General features: G+C 67.1%; 21 protein-coding genes and 1 riboswitch. Of the genes, 12 read left to right on the forward strand and 9 right to left on the reverse strand.

Features of this window, described 5'->3' with window-relative positions:
- The first annotated feature begins 80 nt into the window (after window positions 1-80).
- Window positions 81-542, forward strand: a complete 462-nt coding sequence (locus OM977_RS13475; RefSeq protein ID WP_264357419.1) for a Fur family transcriptional regulator — start codon at window positions 81-83, stop codon at window positions 540-542.
- A gap of 24 nt (window positions 543-566) precedes the next feature.
- Here the strand turns inward: OM977_RS13475 and OM977_RS13480 are convergent, their stop codons facing one another.
- The 7 genes from OM977_RS13480 to OM977_RS13510 all read right to left on the reverse strand — a co-directional run bounded on the left by OM977_RS13480 (window position 567) and on the right by OM977_RS13510 (window position 8,609).
- Window positions 567-1,502 carry a hypothetical protein gene (locus OM977_RS13480; RefSeq protein WP_264354441.1) on the reverse strand — a complete coding sequence of 312 codons (936 nt, stop codon included), beginning with the start codon at window positions 1,500-1,502 and terminating at the stop codon, window positions 567-569.
- 64 nt (window positions 1,503-1,566) lie between these two features.
- A complete protein-coding gene (locus OM977_RS13485) occupies window positions 1,567-2,457 on the reverse strand; it encodes a metal ABC transporter permease (protein ID WP_264354442.1) in 891 nt (296 codons plus the stop codon).
- Window positions 2,458-3,261, reverse strand: coding sequence for a metal ABC transporter ATP-binding protein (locus OM977_RS13490; RefSeq protein WP_264354443.1), 804 nt, complete (start codon window positions 3,259-3,261; stop codon window positions 2,458-2,460).
- A gap of 68 nt (window positions 3,262-3,329) precedes the next feature.
- Window positions 3,330-4,298 (reverse strand): metal ABC transporter solute-binding protein, Zn/Mn family, encoded by a 969-nt coding sequence (locus OM977_RS13495; protein WP_264354444.1) that lies wholly within the window; start codon window positions 4,296-4,298, stop codon window positions 3,330-3,332.
- A 105-nt stretch (window positions 4,299-4,403) separates the two neighbouring features.
- Window positions 4,404-5,465 (reverse strand): hemolysin family protein, encoded by a 1,062-nt coding sequence (locus OM977_RS13500; protein ID WP_264354445.1) that lies wholly within the window; start codon window positions 5,463-5,465, stop codon window positions 4,404-4,406.
- Complete coding sequence (locus OM977_RS13505; RefSeq protein ID WP_264354446.1) at window positions 5,462-6,811, reverse strand: hemolysin family protein; 1,350 nt, start codon at window positions 6,809-6,811, stop codon at window positions 5,462-5,464. The genes OM977_RS13500 and OM977_RS13505 overlap by 4 nt, the downstream gene beginning before the upstream one ends.
- Window positions 6,812-7,124: 313 nt before the next feature.
- Window positions 7,125-8,609 carry a GuaB1 family IMP dehydrogenase-related protein gene (locus OM977_RS13510; RefSeq protein WP_264354447.1) on the reverse strand — a complete coding sequence of 495 codons (1,485 nt, stop codon included), beginning with the start codon at window positions 8,607-8,609 and terminating at the stop codon, window positions 7,125-7,127.
- A gap of 293 nt (window positions 8,610-8,902) precedes the next feature.
- On the opposite strand from OM977_RS13510, the gene OM977_RS13515 reads away from it, so the two are divergent.
- The 5 genes from OM977_RS13515 to OM977_RS19765 all read left to right on the forward strand — a co-directional run bounded on the left by OM977_RS13515 (window position 8,903) and on the right by OM977_RS19765 (window position 15,164).
- Window positions 8,903-12,694 carry a multifunctional oxoglutarate decarboxylase/oxoglutarate dehydrogenase thiamine pyrophosphate-binding subunit/dihydrolipoyllysine-residue succinyltransferase subunit gene (locus OM977_RS13515; RefSeq protein ID WP_264354448.1) on the forward strand — a complete coding sequence of 1,264 codons (3,792 nt, stop codon included), beginning with the start codon at window positions 8,903-8,905 and terminating at the stop codon, window positions 12,692-12,694.
- 115 nt (window positions 12,695-12,809) lie between these two features.
- Window positions 12,810-13,409, forward strand: a complete 600-nt coding sequence (locus OM977_RS13520) for a GDSL-type esterase/lipase family protein (protein ID WP_264354449.1) — start codon at window positions 12,810-12,812, stop codon at window positions 13,407-13,409.
- A gap of 135 nt (window positions 13,410-13,544) precedes the next feature.
- Complete coding sequence (locus OM977_RS13525) at window positions 13,545-14,372, forward strand: DUF4097 family beta strand repeat-containing protein (RefSeq protein ID WP_264354450.1); 828 nt, start codon at window positions 13,545-13,547, stop codon at window positions 14,370-14,372.
- Window positions 14,372-14,995 carry a PadR family transcriptional regulator gene (locus OM977_RS13530; RefSeq protein WP_264354451.1) on the forward strand — a complete coding sequence of 208 codons (624 nt, stop codon included), beginning with the start codon at window positions 14,372-14,374 and terminating at the stop codon, window positions 14,993-14,995. The genes OM977_RS13525 and OM977_RS13530 overlap by 1 nt, the downstream gene beginning before the upstream one ends.
- Window positions 14,996-15,089: 94 nt before the next feature.
- Window positions 15,090-15,164, forward strand: coding sequence for a 50S ribosomal protein bL37 (locus tag OM977_RS19765; protein ID WP_104061284.1), 75 nt, complete (start codon window positions 15,090-15,092; stop codon window positions 15,162-15,164).
- Window positions 15,165-15,250: 86 nt separating this feature from the next.
- On the opposite strand, the gene rsrA is transcribed toward OM977_RS19765, so the two are convergent.
- Both rsrA and OM977_RS13540 read right to left on the reverse strand, forming a co-directional pair.
- Window positions 15,251-15,511 (reverse strand): mycothiol system anti-sigma-R factor, encoded by a 261-nt coding sequence (gene rsrA / locus OM977_RS13535; RefSeq protein WP_264354452.1) that lies wholly within the window; start codon window positions 15,509-15,511, stop codon window positions 15,251-15,253.
- Window positions 15,508-16,272: a sigma-70 family RNA polymerase sigma factor gene (locus tag OM977_RS13540; protein WP_270103028.1), complete on the reverse strand. Its 765-nt coding sequence runs from the start codon at window positions 16,270-16,272 to the stop codon at window positions 15,508-15,510. Before OM977_RS13540 ends, rsrA begins: the two co-directional genes overlap by 4 nt.
- Before the next feature lie 414 nt (window positions 16,273-16,686).
- Here OM977_RS13540 and OM977_RS13545 point away from each other — a divergent pair, with 414 nt between their 5' ends.
- From OM977_RS13545 to OM977_RS13570, 6 genes are all read left to right on the forward strand, one after another.
- A complete protein-coding gene (locus OM977_RS13545) occupies window positions 16,687-17,235 on the forward strand; it encodes a DoxX family protein (RefSeq protein WP_264354453.1) in 549 nt (182 codons plus the stop codon).
- 7 nt (window positions 17,236-17,242) lie between these two features.
- Complete coding sequence (aroA, locus tag OM977_RS13550; protein ID WP_264354454.1) at window positions 17,243-18,682, forward strand: 3-phosphoshikimate 1-carboxyvinyltransferase; 1,440 nt, start codon at window positions 17,243-17,245, stop codon at window positions 18,680-18,682.
- Window positions 18,666-19,781 (forward strand): ribosome small subunit-dependent GTPase A, encoded by a 1,116-nt coding sequence (gene rsgA, locus OM977_RS13555; protein ID WP_264354455.1) that lies wholly within the window; start codon window positions 18,666-18,668, stop codon window positions 19,779-19,781. Before aroA ends, rsgA begins: the two co-directional genes overlap by 17 nt.
- A 56-nt stretch (window positions 19,782-19,837) precedes the next feature.
- Window positions 19,838-20,650 (forward strand): histidinol-phosphatase, encoded by an 813-nt coding sequence (gene hisN / locus OM977_RS13560; protein ID WP_264354456.1) that lies wholly within the window; start codon window positions 19,838-19,840, stop codon window positions 20,648-20,650.
- Between the two features lie 86 nt (window positions 20,651-20,736).
- Window positions 20,737-20,850, forward strand: a riboswitch (SAM riboswitch).
- A 35-nt stretch (window positions 20,851-20,885) separates the two neighbouring features.
- Entirely contained in the window at window positions 20,886-22,328 is a 1,443-nt protein-coding gene (locus tag OM977_RS13565) for an aminotransferase class V-fold PLP-dependent enzyme (protein ID WP_264354457.1), read from the forward strand.
- A gap of 84 nt (window positions 22,329-22,412) precedes the next feature.
- Window positions 22,413-23,186 carry a class I SAM-dependent methyltransferase gene (locus OM977_RS13570; protein ID WP_442960732.1) on the forward strand — a complete coding sequence of 258 codons (774 nt, stop codon included), beginning with the start codon at window positions 22,413-22,415 and terminating at the stop codon, window positions 23,184-23,186.
- Window positions 23,187-23,195 lie beyond the last annotated feature (9 nt).

A 23,195-nucleotide genomic window follows, 5' to 3' on the forward strand; every position in this document is an offset into this window, starting at 1 on the left:
CGCGGTGTCCACGACCCCCGGCTGGTAATCTTGGACATTGCCAGCTAGCCAACGAAACCGACAGTGAAGTGAGTTCCTCAATGTCCCAGGGCGCCCCCGCCGACGGCAGCAGGACCCCTGCCCCGGCTCCCCCGGCAGGCAAGGAGCAGCGCGTCACCAAGCAGCGCCTCGCAGTGTCAGCCGCCCTCGACGAGCTGGCGGACTTCGTGAGCACGCAGGAGCTTCACCGTATCCTGCACGAGCGGGGTACCTCGGTTTCGCTTGCCACGTCCTACCGGATTCTGCAGTCCCTTGCCGACGACGGACTCGTGGACGTGCTCCGGAATGCCGACGGTGAGGCCGTTTACCGGCGTTGCGCCGTTACCGGGCATCACCATCACCTGCTCTGCCGCAACTGCGGAAAGGCCGTTGAAGTCGAGGCGCCTGCCGTGGAAGCGTGGGCCGCGCGGATCGCCGAGGAGCACGGCTTCACGGCTGTGGAGCACACCGTGGAGATTTTCGGCCTTTGCCCGGAGTGCACGGCCAGGCAGACCGCCGGATAGCCAAGCCTCCCCTTCCAAAGCAACTCAGTCCCTGGTGAACCTGATCTGGCCCGACCCATTGGTGACGGTCAACGTCTGAGGGTCCAGTCGGTAGATCAGCGGCTCCCGGAAATAGGCCGTGGTCCAGCTTCGTTGGTCCGACTCCGGACCAGTGCAGCCGTCTGCGGACTCCACGAGGCCGCCCGGAACGGGTGTCAGCGAAAAGGCATCGGCGGACACCGGGACATTCAAGACTCCGCACGGCATCCGGACCACCATGGTCAACGATGCATTCACCAGGTCAAAACTCAGGTGAAGCGGCGTGGACGCCAGCCAGGAGAGGTTCTGACCGCGGGCGTTGCCCGCCGTTGACGTGAACTGCCGACACGCCAGCGCCCCGGCGCCGCCGCCCGTGCCGGCACTGCTCCCGCTGCTCGAGCTGTCCACTGCATCGGTACAACCCTGTGAAAGTTGACCCGTCGAGGGAATGGGCACCGGGTCGCCCTGCCCTTCGTCCGGCAGGATTTTCGGATTGGGATCCTTGCCGATTCCGAGGCCGGCGCCTCCCGGCGGCGGGTTCTTTGTTTCGCCCAGGATCAATACCCAACGCCCCTGGCTCCAGGAGATCTGATACCTGACCGTCGGAGACAGGCCGTTCCGCGACGCCTCGACGGTGGCAACTGCCGGGAAGTCGTTGCTGAGCAGGAGCTGCCAGGAACCCGGTGCCCAGTCGCGGGTGGACTCGACCAGTTGCTGAGCCTCGGGCCCAACGTTGAGCCGGTCATCGAGGACCAGTTTCTCGACCTGTTCCACCGAGCCGGAGGTTGCCGCGGTCATGACGCTGCGGGCGAAGGCCTCCCGGCTGGACAGATCCGGCGGGATATCCTCCTGGACGCACGCCGTCACGGACGGCACCGATACCAGCAAAAGCGCGGCGAGGAACAGCAGCCGACGCGCCGCCGTCGTGATTCGAACCCCCATAGCTGCACCCTACGGCGCAAATGCACGGACAGGTAGCGGCATGCCCGCGGAATTTCCCCGCCTGCTAGGAGACCGGGACCGGCTCGCTCCGCAGCACGCGGCCGTTGATGCCGCGCTTGGCCCGGACTCCGCCGACCAGCCGGCAGACCACATAGATCAGGAACGACAGGGTGGTCACGTAGGGGCTGATCGGGAGCCGGCCGCCGAGGGCCAGCAGGATGCCGCCCACCGTCGCGGTTACGGCGAAGACCACGCTGAGGGCCACCACCAGCCGGGGCGAGGACGTCACCCGCAACGCGGCGGCGGCGGGCGTGATCAGCAGCGCGAGCACCAGCAGCGCTCCGACGATCTGGATGGAGAGCGCGACGCTGACGCCCAGCAGCAGCATGAACCCGAGGGCGAGGGCCCGGACCGGCACCCCGCGGGCCGCGGCGACGTCGGGATCGACACTGGCGAAGGTCAGCGGCCGCCAGATGGCAATCAGGGCAAGCATGACGACGACGGCGGCACCGGCCAGCACCTGGAGCTGGACGGTTCCGACGGAGACGATCTGTCCGGTGAGCAGACCGAACTTGTTGGCGGCCCGGCCTTCATAGAGTGACAGGAACAGGATGCCCAGGCCCAGTCCGAAGGGCATGAGCACGCCGATGGTCGAGTTCTTGTCCCGGGCACGGACGCCCATCAGTCCCAGGAGCAGCGCCGCCACGACCGACCCGGCGAGGGAACCGAGCATCACGTCCACGCCGACCAGGAGGGCAAAGGCAGCGCCCGCGAACGAGAGCTCGGAGATGCCGTGTACCGCGAACGCCAGGTCCCGCTTCATCACGAAGGTCCCGACCAGGCCGCCCAGCAGGCCCAGGACAGCCCCGGCCCAGATCGAGTTCTGGACCAGCACGAGCAATTCCCCGTAGTTTTCGAAGTTGAAGATCGAGTTGAGCAGGCTGTCGAGGTCCATCTAGCCCACCTCCCCTGCCACGGCGTGCGCATCCTCGTGGTGGTGCGTGGTGGCGTCGGGGACGCCGACCACGACCATCCGGCCGTTGGCGTGGATCACTTCGACATGGCTGTCGTAGAGATCGGAAAGGACCTCGGTGGTCATGACGTCCTCCGGCCGGCCAACCCGGAAACGTCCGCCGGCCAGGTAGAGCACGGTGTCCACGTAATCCACGATGGGGTTGATCTCGTGCGTCACGAACACCACGGCGCTGTCCTGCTCACGGCACTGGTCATTGATCAGGCCGCTGACGGCCTGCTGGTGCTGGAGGTCGAGGGACAACAGCGGCTCGTCGCAGAGCAATACCTTCGGGTCCGTGGCGAGGGCCTGGGCGACCCGCAGCCGCTGCTGCTCGCCGCCCGAGAGCTGGCCGACCGGTACTTTGGCATACTCTTCGGCGCCGACGAGTTCGAGCAGCCGGTCGATCTTGCGGTTAGCCGCGGCAGCCCCGAGGCGGACTCCCCAGCGGTGGCCGTCGATGCCGAGCCCCACGAGGTCGCGGGCGCGCAGTGGCGTGTCCGGGTCAAAGGACTTCTGCTGCGGGATGTAACCGATCCGCCGGCTGCCCCGTTCTACCGGGTGTCCGTCCAGTACCGCCGTCCCGGAGGTGAGCTCCTGCAGACCAAGCAACACCTTGAGAAAGGTGGTCTTCCCGCTGCCGTTGGGGCCGAGGACGGCGAAGAACTCACCCGGGTTGATGTCCAGGTCCAGGTTTTCCCACAGTGTCCGTTTGCCGAACGAGAGGGAGGCGCCGCGAAGGCTCACTGCCGGTGTCAACGTGGATTTCCTCGATTTCTGCGCAAAGTCGTTCTGCTCACGCTGTCCCGACAATCTTAGGCCAGCGCCTTGCTGATCCCGTCGACGTTGTCCGCCATCCACTGGAGGTAGCTCTTGCCGTCCGGCAGGGTCTCGCTGAAGTCCAGCACCGGAACCCCTGCCGCCGCGGCGGCCTCCTTCAGCGCCAGCGTCTGGGGGCCTTCGGTCTGCGGGTTGTACGCCAGCAGCCTGACCCCGCCGGAGCGGACAAGGTCGACGGCGGCCTTCATCACTGCGGGCGGGACGTCCGAACCGGATTCAATGGCAGCCTTGTACTCGGCGGGGGTCTCGTCTTCCAGACCGGCAGCAGCCAGCAGGTACGAGGGTACGGGCTCAGTGACGGCGACCGCCGCGTGGCCTGCCGCGGCCTTGGTGGTGGCCAGCTTGGCTTCAAGACCGGCGAGCGATTCCTTGAAGGATGCTGCATTGGATGTGAAGGTCCCGGCAGAGGCCGGATCCAGCTCGCCGAGTTTAGCGGCGACGGCGTCGGCCAGCCGCGACATTGCCGGCAGGCTGTACCAGACGTGCTCGTTGAAGCCCTCGTGGCCGTGGGCATGGCCGCTGGCGTCGGATGTTTCGGTGTGGGCGCCGGCGTCCTCCTCCGGAGCCAGCCCGGAAAGCTCGACGGCGTTCAGGACCTTAGCGTGGTCCAGCCCGGTATCGTCCGCGAGCTTGTGGATGAAGTCGTCGTAGCCGCCGCCGTTTTCCACGAGCAGTTCGGCCTTGGACACCGCGAGCTTGTCCTGGGTGGTGGCTTCGTAGGAGTGCGGGTCCTGGCTGGTGCGCGCGATGATGGAGTTGACCCGCACCCTGTCGCCGCCGATGGTGCCGACAATGTCGCCGTAGACGCTCGTGGCGGCGACGACCTCGATGACACCGTCACCGGCACTCGCCCGGGTGCTCTCCGCCGTCGGGCTGCAGGCTGTCAGCAGCACGCTGAGGCCGGCTACAGCGGTGACTAGGGCACGGGCGGCAGGACGACGCATGGGGAAACCTCGGATCTGGTAATGAGAATCAGGAGCAATAGCAACAGCTAAAAGTGTAGCCCTAAATAGGAATGGTTCCTATTTAGGGCTACGTCCCGTAGATGCTTAGTCCTGTCCGAGCCTCCGGTAGCCGGTCGCCTGGGTGGCGTCGCGGATCTCCCCGACGAGTTCCTCAATGACATCCTCGAGGAACAACACGCCCTGGGTCTTCCCGTCCGGCCCGATCACGCGGGCCAGGTGCGAGCCTGTACGTTGCATGACGGACATGGCCTTCTCGATCTCATCGTCCATCGCCAGGTTTGCCAGCGACCGGATGTGGCTTTCGGCGATCGGCTGGCCGTACGCCGCGTCGGGGATCGAGAGCACGTCTTTGATGTGCAGGTAGCCGGAGAGCATGCCGTCCTCGTCCAGCATCGGAAAGCGCGAGAACCCGGTGCGGCTCACGGCCTTCTCGAACTCCACCGGCGTGGTGGCCGCCTTGAGCATCACGAGCTTCTCCAGCGGGACCATCACCCGGGAGGCCGTGTGCTCGGAAAACTCCAGCGCGCCGGTGATGAGCCCGGCGTCGTCGTCCACCAGGCCGTGCCGCGTGGACTCCTGCACGATCGACTGGACTTCCTCGAGCGTGAAGGAGGACGTGACCTCATCCTTCGGCTCGATCCGCATCAGCTTCAGGATGTGGTTCGCGGACCAGTTAAGGGCCACGATGACCGGCTTCACCACCCGGGCGACGAACATCAGCGGCGGGGCCAGCAGCAGGGCTGCCTTGTCCGCGACCGAAACCGAAATGTTCTTCGGCACCATCTCGCCGAACGTGACGTGCAGGAAGGTGACGGCCAGCAGCGCGACTCCAAACGCAACGACGTCGGCGATTTCCATCGGCATGCCCACGGCTTCCAGCGGCACCGCCATCAGGTGGTGGATGGCAGGTTCCGCGACCTGCAGGATGAGCAGCGAGCAGACCGTGATGCCGAGCTGGGCGCAGGCCAGCATCAGGGAGACGTTCTCCATTGCCCGCAGGGTGGTCTGGGCCCGCTTGGACCCGGCCTCGGCGAGCGGTTCGATCTGGCTCCGCCGTGCGGACATGACCGCAAACTCGGCGGCCACGAAGAAGGCGTTGCCGATCAGGAGGACGACGAGCCAGAGAATTCCTACCCAGTCGCTCATGCGGCACCAACCTGGCCGGACTTTTGATTGTCCCCATGCTCCCCGCCGCTGACGCGGGCGGGCCTGAAGCAGATCCGGTCGATCCGTCGCCCGTCCATGCGGGTGACGCTCAAGGATCCGACGCCGACGTCGACGGTGTCTCCGACGGTTGCGATGCGGCCCAGCTTGCTCATGACGTAGCCTCCCACTGTCTCGTAGGCTGCTTCGTCGGGCACGCTGAGGCCGGGGATCTGTTCGGAGAGCTCATCGGGCCGGAGCAGTCCCGGGAAGTACCAGTCCCCCGAGGCACTCTGCAGCAGCCCGGGCCGGACCTTGTCATGTTCATCCGCGACTTCTCCGACGATCTCCTCCACCAGGTCCTCCAGGGTGGCGATGCCGGCGGTTCCGCCGTATTCGTCGAGGACCACGGCCAGCTGCAGGTTGCCTTCGCGCAGCTCGGCCAGCAGTGCGTCGAGGTGGATGGTTTCCGGTACGCGCAGCACGTCGGTCATGATGGCACCGGCTTCAAGGTTGGCCCGCCTGCCCGAGGGAACGGCGATGGCTTTCTTGACGTGGACCACGCCGCGGATGTCGTCGGAGGACTCGCCGATGACGGGAAAGCGCGAATAGCCCGTGCGTTTGGCGGCCTCCACGATGTCAGTGACAGGCTGGTCCGCGTCGATCGTTTCCACCCGGATGCGGGGCGTCATGACGTCCGCGGCCGTCTGGGACGAGAATTTGAGGGTTCGGGCCACGAAGTTGGCGGTTCCGGGGTCCAGGGTTCCCATCGCCGCGGAACGGCGCACCAGGGACGCCAATTCGGCCGGGGTGCGGGCACCCGAGATCTCTTCCTTGGCCTCGAGCCCGAAGACGTTAAGGACCTTGTTGGAGAAGCCGTTGAGCACCACGATGGCGGGCTTGAAGATGGCGGTGAAAACCAGCTGCGGGCGCGCGAGGGCCCGGCCGATCGGAAAGGACAAGGCGATGGCCATGTTCTTTGGCACCAGCTCGCCGATCAGCATCGACAGCAGCGTGGCCAGGGACATCGCGAGCACCAGGGACACCGAGGCTGCGGCAGCATCCGGGAACCCAAGTACGGTCAGGGGCCCCTCGAGCAGCGCTCCGACCGACGGTTCCATGACGTAGCCGGTGAGCAGCGTGGTCATGGTTATGCCGAGCTGGCAGCTGGAGAGCTGGGTGGACAGGGATTTGAGGCACTTGAGCAGCGGCGCGGCGGCAGTATCGCCGTTGTCCACGGCACGCTGGACGGTGGCCTGGTCCAGGGCGACAAGGGAAAACTCAACGGCTACGAAGAAGCCGGTGCCGAGAATGAGCAGCAGGCCGGCTGCGAGCAGGAGCCACTCCATCTAGCGGCCTGCTTCCGGCGCTGCGGCGTGCTGGTGGGATCGGCCCGGCGGAGGACGGTCGGCGTGCGCTGACCCTGTTTCCTGAAAGGCTCCGGGCTCGTGGGCTGCCGGTGAGCGATGGGCGCGTGAACGGGGTTTGCCGGCTCTGCGGGTGGACTGCGCGGTAACGGTTTCCGTTCTCCGCTGGCAGCCCCCAGGCCGGCACCTAGATTTACTGTCCATAAGAATGTCAGTCTACAGGAGCGCCTGCCGCCGGACGTTCGGTGACGCCCGGCGACGGGGCCTCAGACGGACACGCAACCGGCGGCGGCGATCACCAGCTTTGCGGGACCGGGCGGCCCTCCTCGTAGCCCGCGGCGGACTGGATCCCGGCAACGGCCCGCTCGCGGAACGCGGCCAGGTCCGCCGCGCCGGCATAGCTCATCGAACTGCGAAGCCCTGCCGTGATCATGTCGAGCAGGTCCTCGACGCCGGGCCGGGCCGGGTCCACAAACATGCGTGAGGTGGAGATGCCCTCCTCGAACAAGGCCTTGCGGTCCTTTTCGAAGGCACCCTCGCGCTGGTTGCGGTTCTGGACCGCCCGGGCCGAGGCCATGCCGAAGCTTTCCTTGAACTGCCGGCCGCTGGCATCCAGCTGCAGGTCCCCGGGGCTCTCGTGCGTGCCGGCGAACCAGGACCCGATCATGACCTGGCTTGCCCCGGCCGCCAGGGCAAGGGCCACGTCACGCGGGTAGCGGACACCGCCGTCGGCCCAAACCCGGCCGCCGGCCGCACGTGCCGCCGCGGAACATTCCAGGACGGCGGAGAACTGGGGACGGCCTACCGCCGTCATCATCCGCGTGGTGCACATGGCGCCGGGCCCCACACCGACCTTCACGATGTCTGCCCCGGCCTGGATGAGCTCCCGGGTCGCATCCGCGGTGACCACGTTGCCCGCTACCACCGGCACGCCGGGGTTGATGCCCTTGACGGCGCCCAGCGCGTCGAACATCTTCTGCTGGTGGCCGTGCGCGGTGTCGAGGACCAGCACATTCACGCCAGCGGCGAGAAGTTCGGCGGCCCGTCCTGCAACATCACCGTTGATCCCGACGGCGGCGGCAACCTTGAGCCTGCCCGCGTCGTCCAGAACCGGCCGGTACAGGGTGGAGCGCAAGGCACCCCTCCGGGTCAGGACACCGCGGAGCGAGCCGCCCTGCTGCACCGGCACGTAGTCGGTACCGGCCGAGTCCATCGCGTCGAACGCGCGGCGGAGCGCGGCCTCTTTGACGGCGCGTTCGACGCCGCTCCCGCCGTCGAACGCGCCGTCAAAGAGGGCCGCGTCCAGCACGAGCGGCTGGTGCCGGAGCACCGACGCCAGGGACGCAAAGCGGTCCTGGCCGTCGCAGTCAGCAGCGCGGACAACCCCGACTACGGCACCGGCGTCATCGACGACTGTCACGGCGCCGTGCGGCCGCTTGCCCATGAGGTGCAACGCATCGATGACCGTGTCGGAGGGCGCGAGCGTCACCGGGGTCTCGAGTACCGTGTCGCGGGCCTTGATCCAGGAAGTGACGTCCCGGATCACGTCAAGCGGCACGTCCTGCGGCAGGACGGCGAGCCCGCCGCGGCGGGCCATCGTTTCGGCCATGCGCTTGCCGGTGACCGCCGTCATATTCGCGGCGACGAGGGGAATCGTCGAGCCCGTTCCGTCGTCCGCGGCGAGGTCGACGTCCAGCCGCGAGGTGACATCGGAGCGGGAGGGAACCAGGAAGATGTCCGAATACGTCAGGTCGGTGGTGGGCTCGTTCAGGAATCGCACGCTGCTCCTTGATAGGCATTCTCGGTGCTCTTAGGGTTCTCAGAGCGATTCTAGGCGAGGTTGACGGCCCGTGGAGCGGCTGCAGAAGCCGCCCCCGGAGGCGCCGTTCCGGACGCCGCGGCGAAGGTTTCCGATGACCACATGATTTGAGTCACCCTTATTGGCGGTTTGGCAAGAATCGTCACTAGACTGGCAAAGGTCTGGGTTCACTGGACGCGGAGACTGGTCCACCGTCGTGCTAAGGCACCGTGGAAATCAGTGGGAATCAAACTCATGGAAGAGGCGTATTTCAAGTGCCAGAGCAGCCTAGCCACCGTCTACCAGAGGAATTTGGCGGAAACGAGTGGCTCGTTGACGAACTGTACGAGCGGTATCAGCAGGACAAGAACTCCGTGGACGCCAAATGGTGGCCGCTGTTCGAATCCTTCGACGCCGGTGATGGTTCTTCCTCCAACGGGGCCTCGGGCGCATCGCCTGCCGTGCACCCGGCCACCCGTGAGATGCCCGTAGTAGCTCCTCCTGCGGCAGCGCCGGCGGCACCTGCCGCCACGGCCCCGGCCACGGCCCCCGCGGCGGCTCCTGCTGCGGCCCCGAAGGCGCCTGCCACGGTCGCCCGCGACCGCTCCCGGACCCCCGAGGCCGGACCCGGCACCACGCCGATCCCGGCCCAGCTCCCCAAGAACGTCAAGGCCCCGACGGCGCCTGAAGAGGACGTCGTCTCCGTCCTGCGCGGCCCGGCCAAGGCCATCGCCACCAACATGATCACCAGCCTGGAGGTTCCGACCGCCACGAGCGTGCGGGCCATCCCGGCGAAGCTGCTGATCGACAACCGCGTGGTCATCAACTCCAACCTCGCCCGTGCCCGCGGCGGCAAGGTCTCCTTCACGCACCTGATCGGCTACGCCGTCATCCGCGCCCTGTCCCAGTTCCCGTCCATGAACGTGTTCTACGACGAGGTAGACGGCAAGCCGGTCGCCGTCCAGCCCGCCCACGTGAACTTCGGCATCGCCATCGACATGCCTAAGCCCGACGGCACCCGCCTGCTCATGGTGCCGAACATCAAGAAGGCGGAGACGCTCAACTTCTCCGAGTTCTGGCACACCTACGAGGACCTGATCAAGCGCGCCCGCGCCGGCAAGCTGACCGCGGACGACCACTCGGGCACCACGGTCTCGCTGACCAACCCCGGCGGCATCGGCACCGTGCACTCGGTACCGCGCCTGTCCAAGGGCCAGGCCGCCATCATCGGCGTCGGCGCCCTTGACTACCCGGCCGAATTCCAGGGCGCCAGCGAGAAGATCATCGCGCATAACGCCATCAGCAAGGTCCTCACGCTGACCTCCACCTATGACCACCGCGTCATCCAGGGTGCCGGCAGCGGCGAGTTCCTCAAGCTCGTGCACCAGCTCCTGCTCGGTGGCCAGAACTTCTACGACGAGATCTTCGAGTCGCTCCGCATCCCGTACGAGCCCGTGCGCTGGAGCCCGGACCTGCAGGTAGATCCGGCAGACCAGATCAACAAGGTTGCCCGGATCCAGCAGCTCATCCACTCCTACCGCGTCCGCGGGCACCTGATGGCGGACACCGATCCGCTGGAGTACGTCCAGCGCAAGCACCCGGACCTCGACGTCCTTACCTATGGCCTCACGCTGTGGGACCTGGACCGCGAATGGCCCACGGGCGGCTTCGGCGGCAAGCCGATGCTCGCCTTCCGCGACATCCTCGGCGTTCTCCGGGACGCCTACTGCCGCACTACCGGCATCGAGTACATGCACATCCAGGACCCTGCCGAGCGCAAGTGGTTCCAGGACCAGTTGGAGCACCCCTACTCCAAGCCAAGCCGTGACGAGCAGCTGCGCATCGTCTCCAAGCTCAACGCCGCCGAGGCGTTCGAGACCTTCCTGCAGACGAAGTTCGTCGGCCAGAAGCGCTTCTCCCTCGAAGGCGGCGAGTCCCTGATTCCGCTGCTGGACGCCATCATCTCGGACGCCGCCGACGACGAACTCGACGAAGTGGCGATCGGCATGGCCCACCGCGGCCGGCTCAACGTGCTCACCAACATCGCCGGCAAGACCTACGCGCAGGTCTTCCGCGAATTCGAGGGCACACAGGACCCGCGCTCCGTGCAGGGCTCCGGTGACGTGAAGTACCACCTCGGCACCGAAGGCACCTTCACCTCGGACAACGGCAAGGAGACCAAGGTCTACCTCGCTGCCAACCCGTCCCACCTCGAAGCGGTGGACTCGGTCCTCGAAGGCATCGTCCGTGCCAAGCAGGACCGCCTGGACCAGGGCGAGGCATTCCCAGTCCTGCCGATCATGGTCCACGGCGACGCAGCCTTCGCCGGCCAGGGCGTGGTGGCGGAAACGCTCAACCTGTCCCAGCTGCGCGGCTACCGCACCGGCGGCACCATCCACATCGTGGTCAACAACCAGGTCGGCTTCACCACCGCACCGTCCTCCTCGCGCTCGTCCACCTACTCCACGGACGTCGCCAAGATGATCCAGGCCCCGGTGTTCCACGTGAACGGCGACGACCCGGAGGCAGTGGTCCGGATCGGACAGCTCGCCTACGAGTTCCGCCAGCGCTTCCACAAGGACGTTGTCATCGACATGGTCTGCTACCGGCGCCGTGGCCACAACGAGGGCGATGACCCTTCGATGACCCAGCCGCTGATGTACAACCTGATCGAAGCCAAGCGTTCGGTCCGGAAGCTCTACACCGAATCCCTGATCGGCCGCGGTGACATCACCGAGGAAGAAGCCGAGCAGCTGCTGCGCGACTACCAGGAACGCCTCGAGCGGGTCTTCGCCGAAACGCACGCGGCCCAGACCTCGCCGATTCCGATCATCACGGCGGATTCCGCCGCGATCTCGGACCTCGAGCGCCCGATTGCGCAGCAGTCGGACAGCGGCATCAATGCACCGGCCTCCACGGCAATTTCCGCGGAAATGCTGGCCCGCATCGGCAAGGCCCACACCGACATCCCTGAGGGCTTCACCGTCCACGCCAAGCTCAAGCAGCTGCTCGAAAAGCGTGAGCAGATGTCCCGCGAGGGCGGCATTGACTGGGGCTTCGGTGAACTTGCCGCGTTCGGCTCGCTCATCATGGAGGGCGTTCCCGTCCGGCTCGCCGGACAGGACTCGCGCCGCGGTACCTTTGTCCAGCGGCACGCCGTCTTCCACGACCGCGCCACCGGCGACGAGTGGCTGCCCCTGGCCAACCTCTCGGAGGACCAGGCCAAGCTCTGGATCTACGACTCCCTGCTGTCCGAATACGCCGCCATGGGCTTCGAATACGGCTACTCGGTGGAACGCCCCGACGCCCTCGTCCTCTGGGAAGCCCAGTTCGGCGACTTCGTCAACGGTGCACAGACCATCATCGACGAATTCATCTCCTCGGCCGAGCAGAAGTGGGGCCAGCGTTCCTCGCTCGTGCTGATGCTGCCGCACGGCTACGAAGGCCAGGGACCGGATCACTCCTCCGCCCGCATCGAACGCTTCCTGCAGATGTGCGCCGAAGAGAACATGATCGTCGCCAACCCCACCACGGCGGCCTCGCACTTCCACCTGTTGCGCCGCCAGGCCTACAGCCGGCCGCGCAAGCCGCTCATCATCTTCACGCCGAAGCAGCTGCTCCGCCTCAAGGCCGCAGCGTCTTCCGTGGAGGACTTCACCCAGGGCACCTTCCAGACGGTGATCCCCGATTCCGAGCAGCTGCAGGCCGACGCCGTCGAACGCGTGCTGCTGGTCTCCGGCCGTCTGTACTACGATCTGCTGTCCACCCGGCAGAAGACCGAGGACAAGACCACGGCGATCGTCCGCGTCGAGCAGCTCTACCCGCTGCCCGCCGCCGAGATCGCCGCGGAGCTGGCCAAGTACCCGAACGCTGAGGTCGTCTGGGCCCAGGACGAGCCGGCCAACCAGGGTCCGTGGCCGTTCATGGGACTCAACCTGCCGGACGCCATTGACCGGCGTGTGCGCCTCGTTTCCCGTCCCGCCTCGGCGTCCACCGCGGCCGGATCGATGAAGCGGCACGCGGCCGAGCAGGACGCCCTGCTCAAGCAGGCGTTCGCACGAAAGTAAGTACATAGCTGCCCGGCCGGAGATGGAAGAACGCAACTCCGGCCGGGCAGCTTTGTTTAATCGTCTGTATTCAATTGGTTCCGTTTAATTGACGCGGTGGACTGAAGAGGTAGTCGTGGAAGATCGAAAGCTGCGGATCGCAGCCGTTGGCGATGAGCTGCTGGCCGGGCTCGGTGATCCCCGCGCGCTGGGCTGGCTGGGCCGGGTGCTGGCCCGTACCCCGCAGGACGGCGTGGCGGTGGAGAGCTACTCCCTGCCCTGCCCGCAGGAAGGCACCGAGGGGCTGGCCGCGCGCTGGCTTGAGGAGGCCGGACGCCGCTTCGGCCCCCACCACGAGAACCGCCTCGTCATCGGTCTCTCCAGCCGGGACATCGAGTTCGGCCTGTCCACGGCCCGCAGCCGGCTGAACCTGGCGAACATCCTGGACTCGGCCTCGCAGAACAAGATCGAGGTCTTCGTGGTCGGGCCGCCGCCCACGCTCGATCCCGCGCAGAACCGCCGGCTGGGCGATCTCAACACGGCGTTCGCCGACGTCACCACGCGCCGCAAGCACCTCTACGTGGACACTTTCTCACCGCTGCTGAACCACGAACAGTGGCGCCAGGACCTCGCGGCGAACGGCGGTACGCCGGGCCAGGCCGGCTACGGCCTGATGGCATGGCTGGTGCTGCACCGAGGGTGGTTCCAGTGGCTGCGGATCGAAGCACCCGAATAGACGGACCCACGTCCTCGCCGGGCCCCGGAACTCTGCCGCGATATATCTTGACCGCACCGGAGAGACGATATAGCGTGAGTTTCACAGTCGCGATATATCGCAATTGTGCACAGAGAGCCTATCTCCGGAGGAACCATGGAAGAGAACACCTGGACCGTCACCGGCCCGCAGGTCATCGACGTCGACGGCGTCCGCTCGCTTAAGCTCGGCATCGTCCGGGGGCGCTTCGACATCGTGACCCATGAGGAGGCCGTGGCCCGAATCGAAGTCTCTGAGATCTCCGGGGACCCGCTCACCGTCTCGCTGGTGAACGGCCGGCTGGAGGTACGGCACCAGCTGCACGGGGCCCAGGGCTGGTTCAAGAACCTGATGGGGACCGTCAACAACAACAGCAGCAACGCCGTCGTCATCAGCATCGCCCTGCCCGCCGGCGTCGAGGTCGAAGCGGGCACGGTCAGCGGCGACGGCCTGGTGTCAGGTATCAGCGGCCACAGCCGCCTCAGTACTGTCTCCGGCTCGGTCCTCGCCGACGGCACCTCCGGTGAGCTCGCGGTCAACACAGTCAGCGGGGAAGTGATCGCCCGCAACCACCGCGGCGTTCTGACGGCCAAGAGCGTCTCCGGGGAAGTCACGGCCTCGGGCGAGTTCAGCAACATCCGGGCCAACACGGTCAGCGGCGACCTCAGCTTTGACCTGCACGGCTTCACGCATGACTTCGGGGCCAATTCCGTCTCGGGCGACGTCACCATCCGGCTCCCGCACGACGTCGGTGTCGACATCGTGGCGAAATCCGCCAGCGGTGCCGTCATCATCGACAACCAGAAATACATTCAGCCCGGCGGCACCGTTCAGACGATCGCGGGCCCGGATACCCAGCTCATGCTGGTCCGGACCAACTCCGTCTCCGGAAAGACCTCCATCTTCCACGGCCAGCCATCCGCCGATACCGGACAGGCACGCTGATGCCCGCCGTCTTTGCCCACGGCGCCCTGCGGCTGTATCTGCTCGCGCTGCTCGAGTCCGGCCCCAAGCACGGCTACGAGCTGATCAAGGCACTCAGCGAACGTTTCGGCGGCACCTACTCCCCCAGCGCCGGCACGATCTACCCCCGGCTCGGGAAACTTGAGGAGGAGGGGCTCGTCGCCACTGAGGCCGAGGGCCGCAGGACGAACTACAGCATCACCCCGGCGGGGCTTGTGGAACTCAACCGCCGGCGGGACGAGCTTGCGGGCGTCGAAAACGAGATCTCCGCCTCGGTCCGCCGGCTCGCCGACAACCTGCGGCAGGACATCCGGGTCAACATGCAGGGCCTGCGGGCGGACCTGGCTGCGACGGCCGAGGCGGCCCGGTCCGCCGCGCGTTCCGCTTCACCGGTAGCGGGGTCAGCGACCGTTCCCCGCTACTCCCAGGAAGGGGACGCCCGGCTGCGGGAAGCTGAGATGCTGGTCCAGGCCTTCCGGGATGACATCCGCATCGAACTGCGCCGCCACGGCAGCGTCCGCCCGATCACGCCGGTGACGCTGGAGACGGTCAAGACCGTACTCGACCAGGCGCGGATCTCCATCCGCAATTCGCTGGAGGGCTGAGCCGTAGTGATTGTCGGCCCGGTTCGCGGCTTAACCCGTGATGTGGGAGACTTGAGGGCAGCTCTTTTGAGTACCCAGATTAAGGAGGCCAGCTATGAGCAAACGTGCACGTAAACGTCGTGACCGTAAGCGTGGCGGCGCGAACCACGGTAAGCGCCCCAACGCCTAAGCAAAAGCTTGGATTACAGCTTTAAAGCGAATGACCCCGGAGTCCTCACGGATTCCGGGGTCATTCGCTTTGTGCGGTCCTGGCGGTCAGGCCTCTACCGGGTTGCTGGCGTGGATCCGGTCGAGAATCGCGTTCTTCAGGTTCTCTGGGGCAGCCTCGGTGCACGAACGCTTCACCATTACGCGGATGACACACTCGAGGTCATACTGCTCGAAGCACTCCGGGCAGCCGTCCAGGTGGTCCTTGATCTCTGCGATGTCATCGTGTGTGAGCGCCCCATCCAGATACTCGTAGATCCGTTGCATCCGGGCGTCGTCGCAGTCGCCCAGTCCCTGGCAGTCGCTCATTTCCTGTTCTCCTGTTTGTCGCTTCCGGCTGTTGCTTTGGGTTCGGCCGCCTTGAATCCCCGTTCGGCCGCGTAATCGGCGAGCATGTCGCGCAGCATCTTCCGGCCGCGGTGCAGCCGGGACATGACAGTCCCGATCGGGGTGTTCATGATGTCTGAAATTTCCTTGTACGCGAAGCCCTCGACGTCGGCGAAGTAGACGGCCAGCCGGAACTCCTCCGGAATTGCCTGCAGGGCCCGCTTCACGTCCGTGTCCGGTAGATGGTCCAGGGCTTCCGCCTCGGCCGACCGCAGGCCCGCAGAGGTGTGCGACTCTGCCCGGGCGAGTTGCCAGTCCTCGATCGTGTCCGAATTCGACTGCAGTGGCTCGCGTTGCCGTTTGCGGTAAAGATTGATGTAGGTGTTGGTCAGGATGCGGTACAGCCACGCCTTCAGGTTGGTTCCCGGCTTGTACTGGTGGAAAGCCGAGAATGCCTTGGTGTAAGCCTCCTGGACCAGGTCCTCGGCGTCTGCCGGGTTTCGGGCCATCCTCATGGCGGCGGAATACAGCTGGTCCACGTACTGCATGGCATCACGTTCGAAGCGGACCCGGCGCTCTTCTCCCGTTTCGGTGGTGGTGTCCACCTGCTGCCCGTCGACGATCATCTCCTGGGCAGGGTCAGGAGACGCGCCAACCGGGCTGGCTAAGGGTGTCGGGCTGGGCGTGGCGTCGTTTCCGGCAACCTCGTGCGTGGCCGCAACGGCCGGATCCATGGAACTCATTGCCTTCAAGTCTACTGTCACGTGGCGCGGGCTTTCGGAACCAGCGTCCAGGGATTCAACCCGGCGGACAGGCTTCGCTTTGACCCAGGGATTTCCGGGCCCCACCTTCAGCTTTACGCTTTCCTTCACGAGCAACACATTTCCGCCCTCCATGCCTTCATCGCGCCGCGGCAAGCCCCGCCGTTACGGCGTCGCCCTCTTTGCACCGCTGCTGTTCTGGACTCCTGCTGTTCTGGAATGCTGCTGTCCGGCCCGTTCTGCCGGGCCAGATGCCACTCCAAATCCGGCCGCGCTATGCGCCCGGGAACCTGCAATTCACAACCACGCGCAACAGGCAAATATTCCGCAAAAGTGCAAGACTAGAACCGGTTCTCCCGCTTCGATTCCGCGGTTCGTTCATCCAGGAGGAAATTCATGTCCTTTGTCCGTTTTCTCGCCCGGCCCATGCTCGCCTCCAGTTTCGTCCTCGCCGGCATGGACAAGCTGAAGAACGCGGACGCCACTGCGACACAGCTTTCCCCCCTCCTGCGCCGCGCGGCCGCATCGCTGCCCTTCCAGACCGACGAGAAGGTCCTCGCCCGGGTTCTGGGCGGCACCCAGGTCGGCGCCGGAATCTGCCTCGCCCTGGGCAAGGGGTCGCGCCTGGCCGCCACTGTGCTGGCCGTGATCTCGGCCCTCAACGGCTACGTCGAGTGGCGCAGCGCGGACAGTTCCTCCAAGGAGGGCCGCGGTTCCCGCCGTAGGCAGCTGCTCAAGAACGTGACACTGACCGGCGGCGTCCTGCTCGCCTCCGTCGACACAAACGGAAAGCCCGGCCTGGCCTGGCGCGCGGAGCACCTCGCAGCCGATGCCAGGAAAACGGCCGGACACCTCGCCTCGGACGTGAAGAGGACCACGGGCAAGCAGCTGAAGAAGGCCGACCAAGCCGTCCGCAAGGCCGTACCCCACACGGCCGGAGCATAAGAGAGCAATGACAGGCGCCACCCCCACAGCAGCTGTTCACCCCATTCCGGCCGACGGGGCTCCGCACTGGCGGGCCCCGCATGCCGGACGGCCCGTCGACGCGACAGTCACCGTTCCGGGGTCCAAGTCCCTGACCAACAGGTACCTGGTGCTCGCTGCCCTCGCGGACGGCCCCTCGCGCCTGCGGGCTCCATTGCATTCGCGTGACTCGGCACTGATGATCGAGGCGCTCCGCCAGCTCGGAGCCACCATCACCGAGGTTCCCGGCGACGGCACCTTTGGCCCGGACCTGGAGATCACGCCGATCGGCCTGGACGAGCCGGCGTCCGCGGGAAGCATCGACTGCGGCCTCGCGGGCACCGTCATGCGCTTCGTCCCGGCGGTGGCGGCCCTGCGCCGCGGCGGGACGCTGTTCGACGGCGACCCGCACGCCCGCAAGCGGCCAATGGGAACCATCATCGAGGCGCTGACCGGCCTGGGCGTTGAGGTCCGGGGGCCGGACGGCGGAGCGGCCTCGTCCCTGCCGTTCACCGTCCGGGGCACGGGCACCGTGCGCGGCGGCCATCTCGTCATCGACGCCAGCGCCTCCTCCCAGTTCGTGTCCGCCCTGTTGCTGGCCGGCGCGCGCTTCGCCGAGGGGCTCCACCTGGAACACGCGAGCGTGGAACACCCCGGCAAATCCGTGCCGAGCCTTGACCACATCAACATGACGGTCGCGGTGCTGCGCACGGTCGGAGTCGACGTCGATGACTCCCGTCCCAACCACTGGGTTGTCTCCCCCGGCAGCATCCGCGCCTTCGACCGCCGGATCGAACAAGACCTCTCCAACGCCGGCCCGTTCCTGGCGGCCGCTCTGGCAACAGGCGGCACCGTGCGGATCCCAAACTGGCCCGCCGAGACCACCCAGGTGGGCGACCTCTGGCGGAGCATCCTGACCACCATGGGAGCGACCGTCACGCTCGAGGACGGGACGCTGACCGTCACGGGAGGCCCGGCCATCCTGGGCGGCGATTTCGACGAAACCAGCGAGCTCGCGCCGACCGTCGCGGCCCTGTGTGCGCTGGCCACGGGCCCGTCCCGGCTCAGCGGCATTGCCCACCTCCGCGGGCACGAAACGGACCGGCTGGCCGCGCTCGTGGCCGAGATCAACCGCCTCGGCGGAGACGCCGAGGAAACCGGCGACGGGCTCATCATCCGCCCGGCCGCACTGCACGGCGGCGTCGTCCACAGCTATGCCGACCACCGGATGGCCACAGCCGGGGCCATCCTGGGCCTGGCGGTACCCGGCGTTGAGGTCGAGGACATCGCCACCACGGCCAAAACAATGCCTGACTTCCCCCGGCTCTGGGAAGCCATGCTGGCCCAGGGCAGCGCCGCCGCGGGCACGGCAGCGCCTGCAGAGCCCGGCGCCTCGAACAAGGATGCGGCCCGTGGCCCGCAGCACTGATTCCTGGGACGAATCCGACGTCCGGATCCGTCCCAACAAGAAGGGCACGCGGCCGCGCACCAAAGACCGCCCAAGCCATGACGACGCCGTCACCGGCCGGATCATCACCGTTGACCGGGGCCGCTACACCGCCGTCGTCGACGAAGGCGCCGGAACTGAGCGCACCATCATCGCCGCCCGCGCCCGCGAACTGCGCCGCAACCCCGTGGTGGCCGGCGACTACGTCTCGCTCGTGGGTGATGTCACCGGGGAGCCGGACACCTTGGCCCGGCTCGTGAAGATCCAGGACCGCAGGACGCTGCTGCGGCGCAGTGCCGACGACACCGACCCGATCGAACGCGCCGTCGTCGCCAACGCCGACCAGCTCGTGATCGTGGTGGCGGCCGCCAATCCCGAGCCGCGGACCGGGTTCATCGACCGCGCCCTCGTGGCGGCGTACGACGCCGGCATCGAGCCGCTGCTGCTGGTGACTAAAGCCGACGTCAAGGATCCCGCCGAGCTGCTCTCCAATTACCAGCACCTCGACTTCCCGGTCATCATCAGCAAGACGGCGGATTCGGCCGCCTCTGGAATCGACGCCCGCTCGGACGACGGGCTGTCCGCCCGGCTGGACAAGGACGCGGTGTCCCAGCTGCGCGGCTACCTCGACGGGAAGGTGACCGTCATGCTCGGCCACTCCGGCGTCGGCAAGTCCACCATGGTCAATGCCCTGACCGGGGCCGAACGCGCCACCGGAGGCGTCAACGCCGTGACCGGCCGGGGCCGGCACACCTCCTCCTCCGCGCTGGCGCTCAAGGTCAACGATGCACCGGCCGGCAGCTGGATCATCGACACCCCCGGCATCCGATCCTTCGGCCTGGCCCATGTGGATCCCGACCGGATCCTGCGGTCCTTCCCGGACCTCGAGCCCGGCACGGACGCCTGTGAGCGGGGCTGCAAGCACGACTCCAGCGCCGTCAACTGCGGGGTCGATGCCTGGGTGGCGGCAGGCCATGCGGGACCGTCGGGCCCGGCCCGGCTCATGTCGCTGCGGCGCCTGCTGGGCACGGACCCGCGGATGGAAGCGCAGGACGTCAAGGAACTCGGCACCGTTTCCTAGGCCACCGGGGACGTGGCCTCCCGGCGGGGCGGCAGCTTTGGCGGTAGTTTGGAACCATGAGTCAACCCGCTTCGAGCTATAACGATGACCTGCGCCTTGCCCATGTACTGGCAGATTCCGTAGATTCCCAGACCATGAGCCGCTTCAAGGCGCTCGACCTTCGGATCGAAACGAAGCCCGACCTGACTCCGGTCACCGACGCCGACAAGTCCGCCGAGGAAGCCATCCGCGGCCAGCTGTCCCGCTCCCGGCCGCGCGACGCCGTCCTGGGCGAGGAATTCGGCAGCTCCGGCCACGGCTCCCGGCGCTGGATCATCGACCCGATCGACGGGACCAAGAACTTCGTCCGGGGCGTCCCCGTCTGGGCCACCCTGATCGCCCTCGTGGACGAGGGCGAGCCGGTCGTCGGCGTCGTTAGCGCCCCGGCACTGGGCAAGCGCTGGTGGGCGGCCAAGGGCGCCGGCGCCTACACCGGCCGCTCGCTCGCCTCCGCGACCCGGCTGAAAGTGTCCAACATTTCCGAGCTCTCCGACGCCTCCCTGTCCTACTCGAGCCTGGGCGGCTGGAAGGAACGCGGAAACCTCGACGAGTTCATCGGCCTGACCGAGGAAGTCTGGCGCACGCGCGCCTACGGCGACTTCTGGTCGTACTGCCTGGTGGCCGAGGGCGCCGTCGACATCGCCTGCGAGCCCGAACTGAATTTGTACGACATGGCAGCCCTGGTGCCGATCGTCACGGAAGCCGGCGGCCGCTTCACTTCCCTGGAGGGCGAGGACGGGCCGTTCGGCGGCAACGCGCTGGCGACCAACTCCATCCTTCACTCGGAGGTCCTCAAGCGCCTCAATCCGGGCCTCGACGACCTGCTGTAGCGGGAGGCCGAATCGGGCCGTAACAAAACGCTTCACATTCCTGCCCGTCTTTTCCCCGGCAGCAGGGATGTCTTACGCTCGAAGCAGGTCACGAGTGCCAGCGCTAAACCCCGGTTTGCTGGCCGGCAACCCTCCATTCGCGGTGGGGTGCCCCGGGTGACGACCTGGCCGGTCCGGAATGGACCCGGCAAGCGCGGACCCCCGGTGCACGGGGTCCTTTCTCGAGCGAGGTCCCATGACGACTGCAACTTTTCCCACCACCCCCAATTTCACCTCTCCGTCCGGGACGGCCGTGACCGACAGCTTCGCCCTTGCCGGCCGGCCGCTCGCCGCGGTCACCGGAGCGGAGATCCAGGCACCGTTGATCCAGGGCGGCCACGTCCGCTACGCCAACCTGGACTACGGTGCCTCGGCCCCGGCCCTGTCCGTGGTGTCGGCCTACCTGAACGAGATCCTTCCGTTCTACGCCAGCGTCCACCGCGGCGCCGGCTACGCCTCACAGATCAGCACCTCGGTCTACGAGAACTCCCGCAACATCGTCCGTGAGTTTGTCGGCGGCCGCGCGGATGACTCTGTGATCTTCACCCGCAACACCACCGACTCGCTGAACCTGCTGGCCGGCTGCCTGCCGATCGAAAACGGCCGGCACACCGGCGAGGTCCTTTACCTCGACATCGAACACCACGCCAACCTGCTGCCATGGCAGACCGTGCCGCACCGCAGCGTTGTGGCCGCCCCGACCATAGCGGAAACCCTTGAGAAACTGCGCGGGCAGCTGGCCGACGGCGGCATCAGCCTGCTAGCCGTGACCGGCGCCTCCAACGTCACCGGCGAGATCCTGCCGGTCCGCGCCTTGGCCGCACTGGCCCACGAGTACGGCGCCCGGATCGTCGTGGACGCCGCCCAGCTTGCCCCGCACCGGCGCATTGACATCTCCGCGGACGGCGTCGACTACCTCGCCTTTTCCGGCCACAAGCTCTACGCGCCGTTCGGCGCCGGCGTGCTGGTGGGCCGGGCCGACTGGCTGGACGCCGGCACCCCGCACCTGGCCGGCGGCGGTGCGGTCAGCGACGCACGGCTCGACACCGTCAGCTGGACCACCGGCCCGGCACGGCACGAGGGCGGCTCGCCCAACGTGCTGGGCGCCGCCACCCTGGCCAGGGCCACCCAGGTGATCGCGGCCCTGGACCAGAGCCAGTGGCACGCCCACGAGAACGCGATCCGTTCCTTCCTCGTCGAGGGCCTTCGGCGGATCGACGGCGTGACCGTGCACCAGATCTTCGCGGACACCGACGCTCAAGACCGCGGCCAGGGCGCCGGCACGATCGGCGTCGTCAACTTCTCCGTGGAAGGCTACGACGCCGGCCTGGTGGCCGCGTACCTGTCCGCCGAACACGGCATCGGCCTGCGCGACGGCCGGTTCTGCGCCCACCCGCTGCTCAAGCGGCTGGGCCTGCCCTCCGGTTCCCTGCGGGCCAGCTTCGGCCTCGGCTCGCGGCTCGAGGACGCGCAACGGCTCCTGGCCGGAATCCAGGAACTGCGGCAGACCGGCCTCGGCTGGGACTACGTCGTCGACGCCGGGCGCTGGGTCCCGTCAAATGACACCCGCAGCTACCCGCACTGGGCACCGAACACCCCGGGTACCGCCGGCGCCGCGCCGTGCGCCGTGGTGGACTAAGGCAGGAAACGCGGGCAGGTCCGCATGCGGTAAATTCAAAAGGTGAAACTGCACGGTGTTCCCAAACTGCACGGTGTCCCCAAACTGGGGAATGCTCCCAAACTGCACGGCGGACCCAAACTGCACCACGTACGGCGGCAGGAGCTCGGGCAGAGTTTCCAGGACGGCGGCGCCCACTACGAGCGCGTCCGGCCGGGCTATCCCGGCGAGTCGGCCGACTGGCTGATTCCCGCCGGCGCCGGCGACGCAGCGGACATCGGGGCGGGGACCGGGAAGTTCACCGCCCTCCTGGTCGAACGCGGTCTGCACACGGTCGCCGTCGACCCTTCCGCCGACATGCTGGACCAGCTCCGGCAGACGCTGCCGGGGGTGGCCACCATTGAAGGCACCGCCGAAGACACCGGGCTGGACGCGGCAGCGTTCGACCTGGTGACCGTCGCGCAGGCCTGGCACTGGTGCGATCCGCTCCGGGCCAGCACCGAGGCGGCCCGGATCCTTCGCCCGCACGGCGTCCTGGGGCTGATCTGGAACCAGCTGGACACCTCCGTGCCGTGGGTTCACCGGCTCTCCCGGATCATGCATGCCGGCGACGTTCACAAGCCCCACTTCAAGCCGCCTCTGGGGCCGGAATTCACCAGCCTCGAAAGCCATTTGACGCGCTGGGAAGATCCGGTGACCCCTGCCGACATCCTGGAACTGGCAAAGTCCCGGAGCTACTACCTCGCCGCCGGCGAGGCGACGCGAGCCAAGGTGCTGGCCAACCTCGGCTGGTACCTGCACGATCATCTGGGGCACGCCCCCGACGAGGTGCTCCCGCTCCCCTACCTGACCCAGACTTGGCGGGCCGTCCGGGCCTGATCCCGGGCT

The sequence above is a fragment of the Pseudarthrobacter sp. MM222 genome, from assembly GCF_947090775.1.
GTDB lineage: Bacteria > Actinomycetota > Actinomycetes > Actinomycetales > Micrococcaceae > Arthrobacter.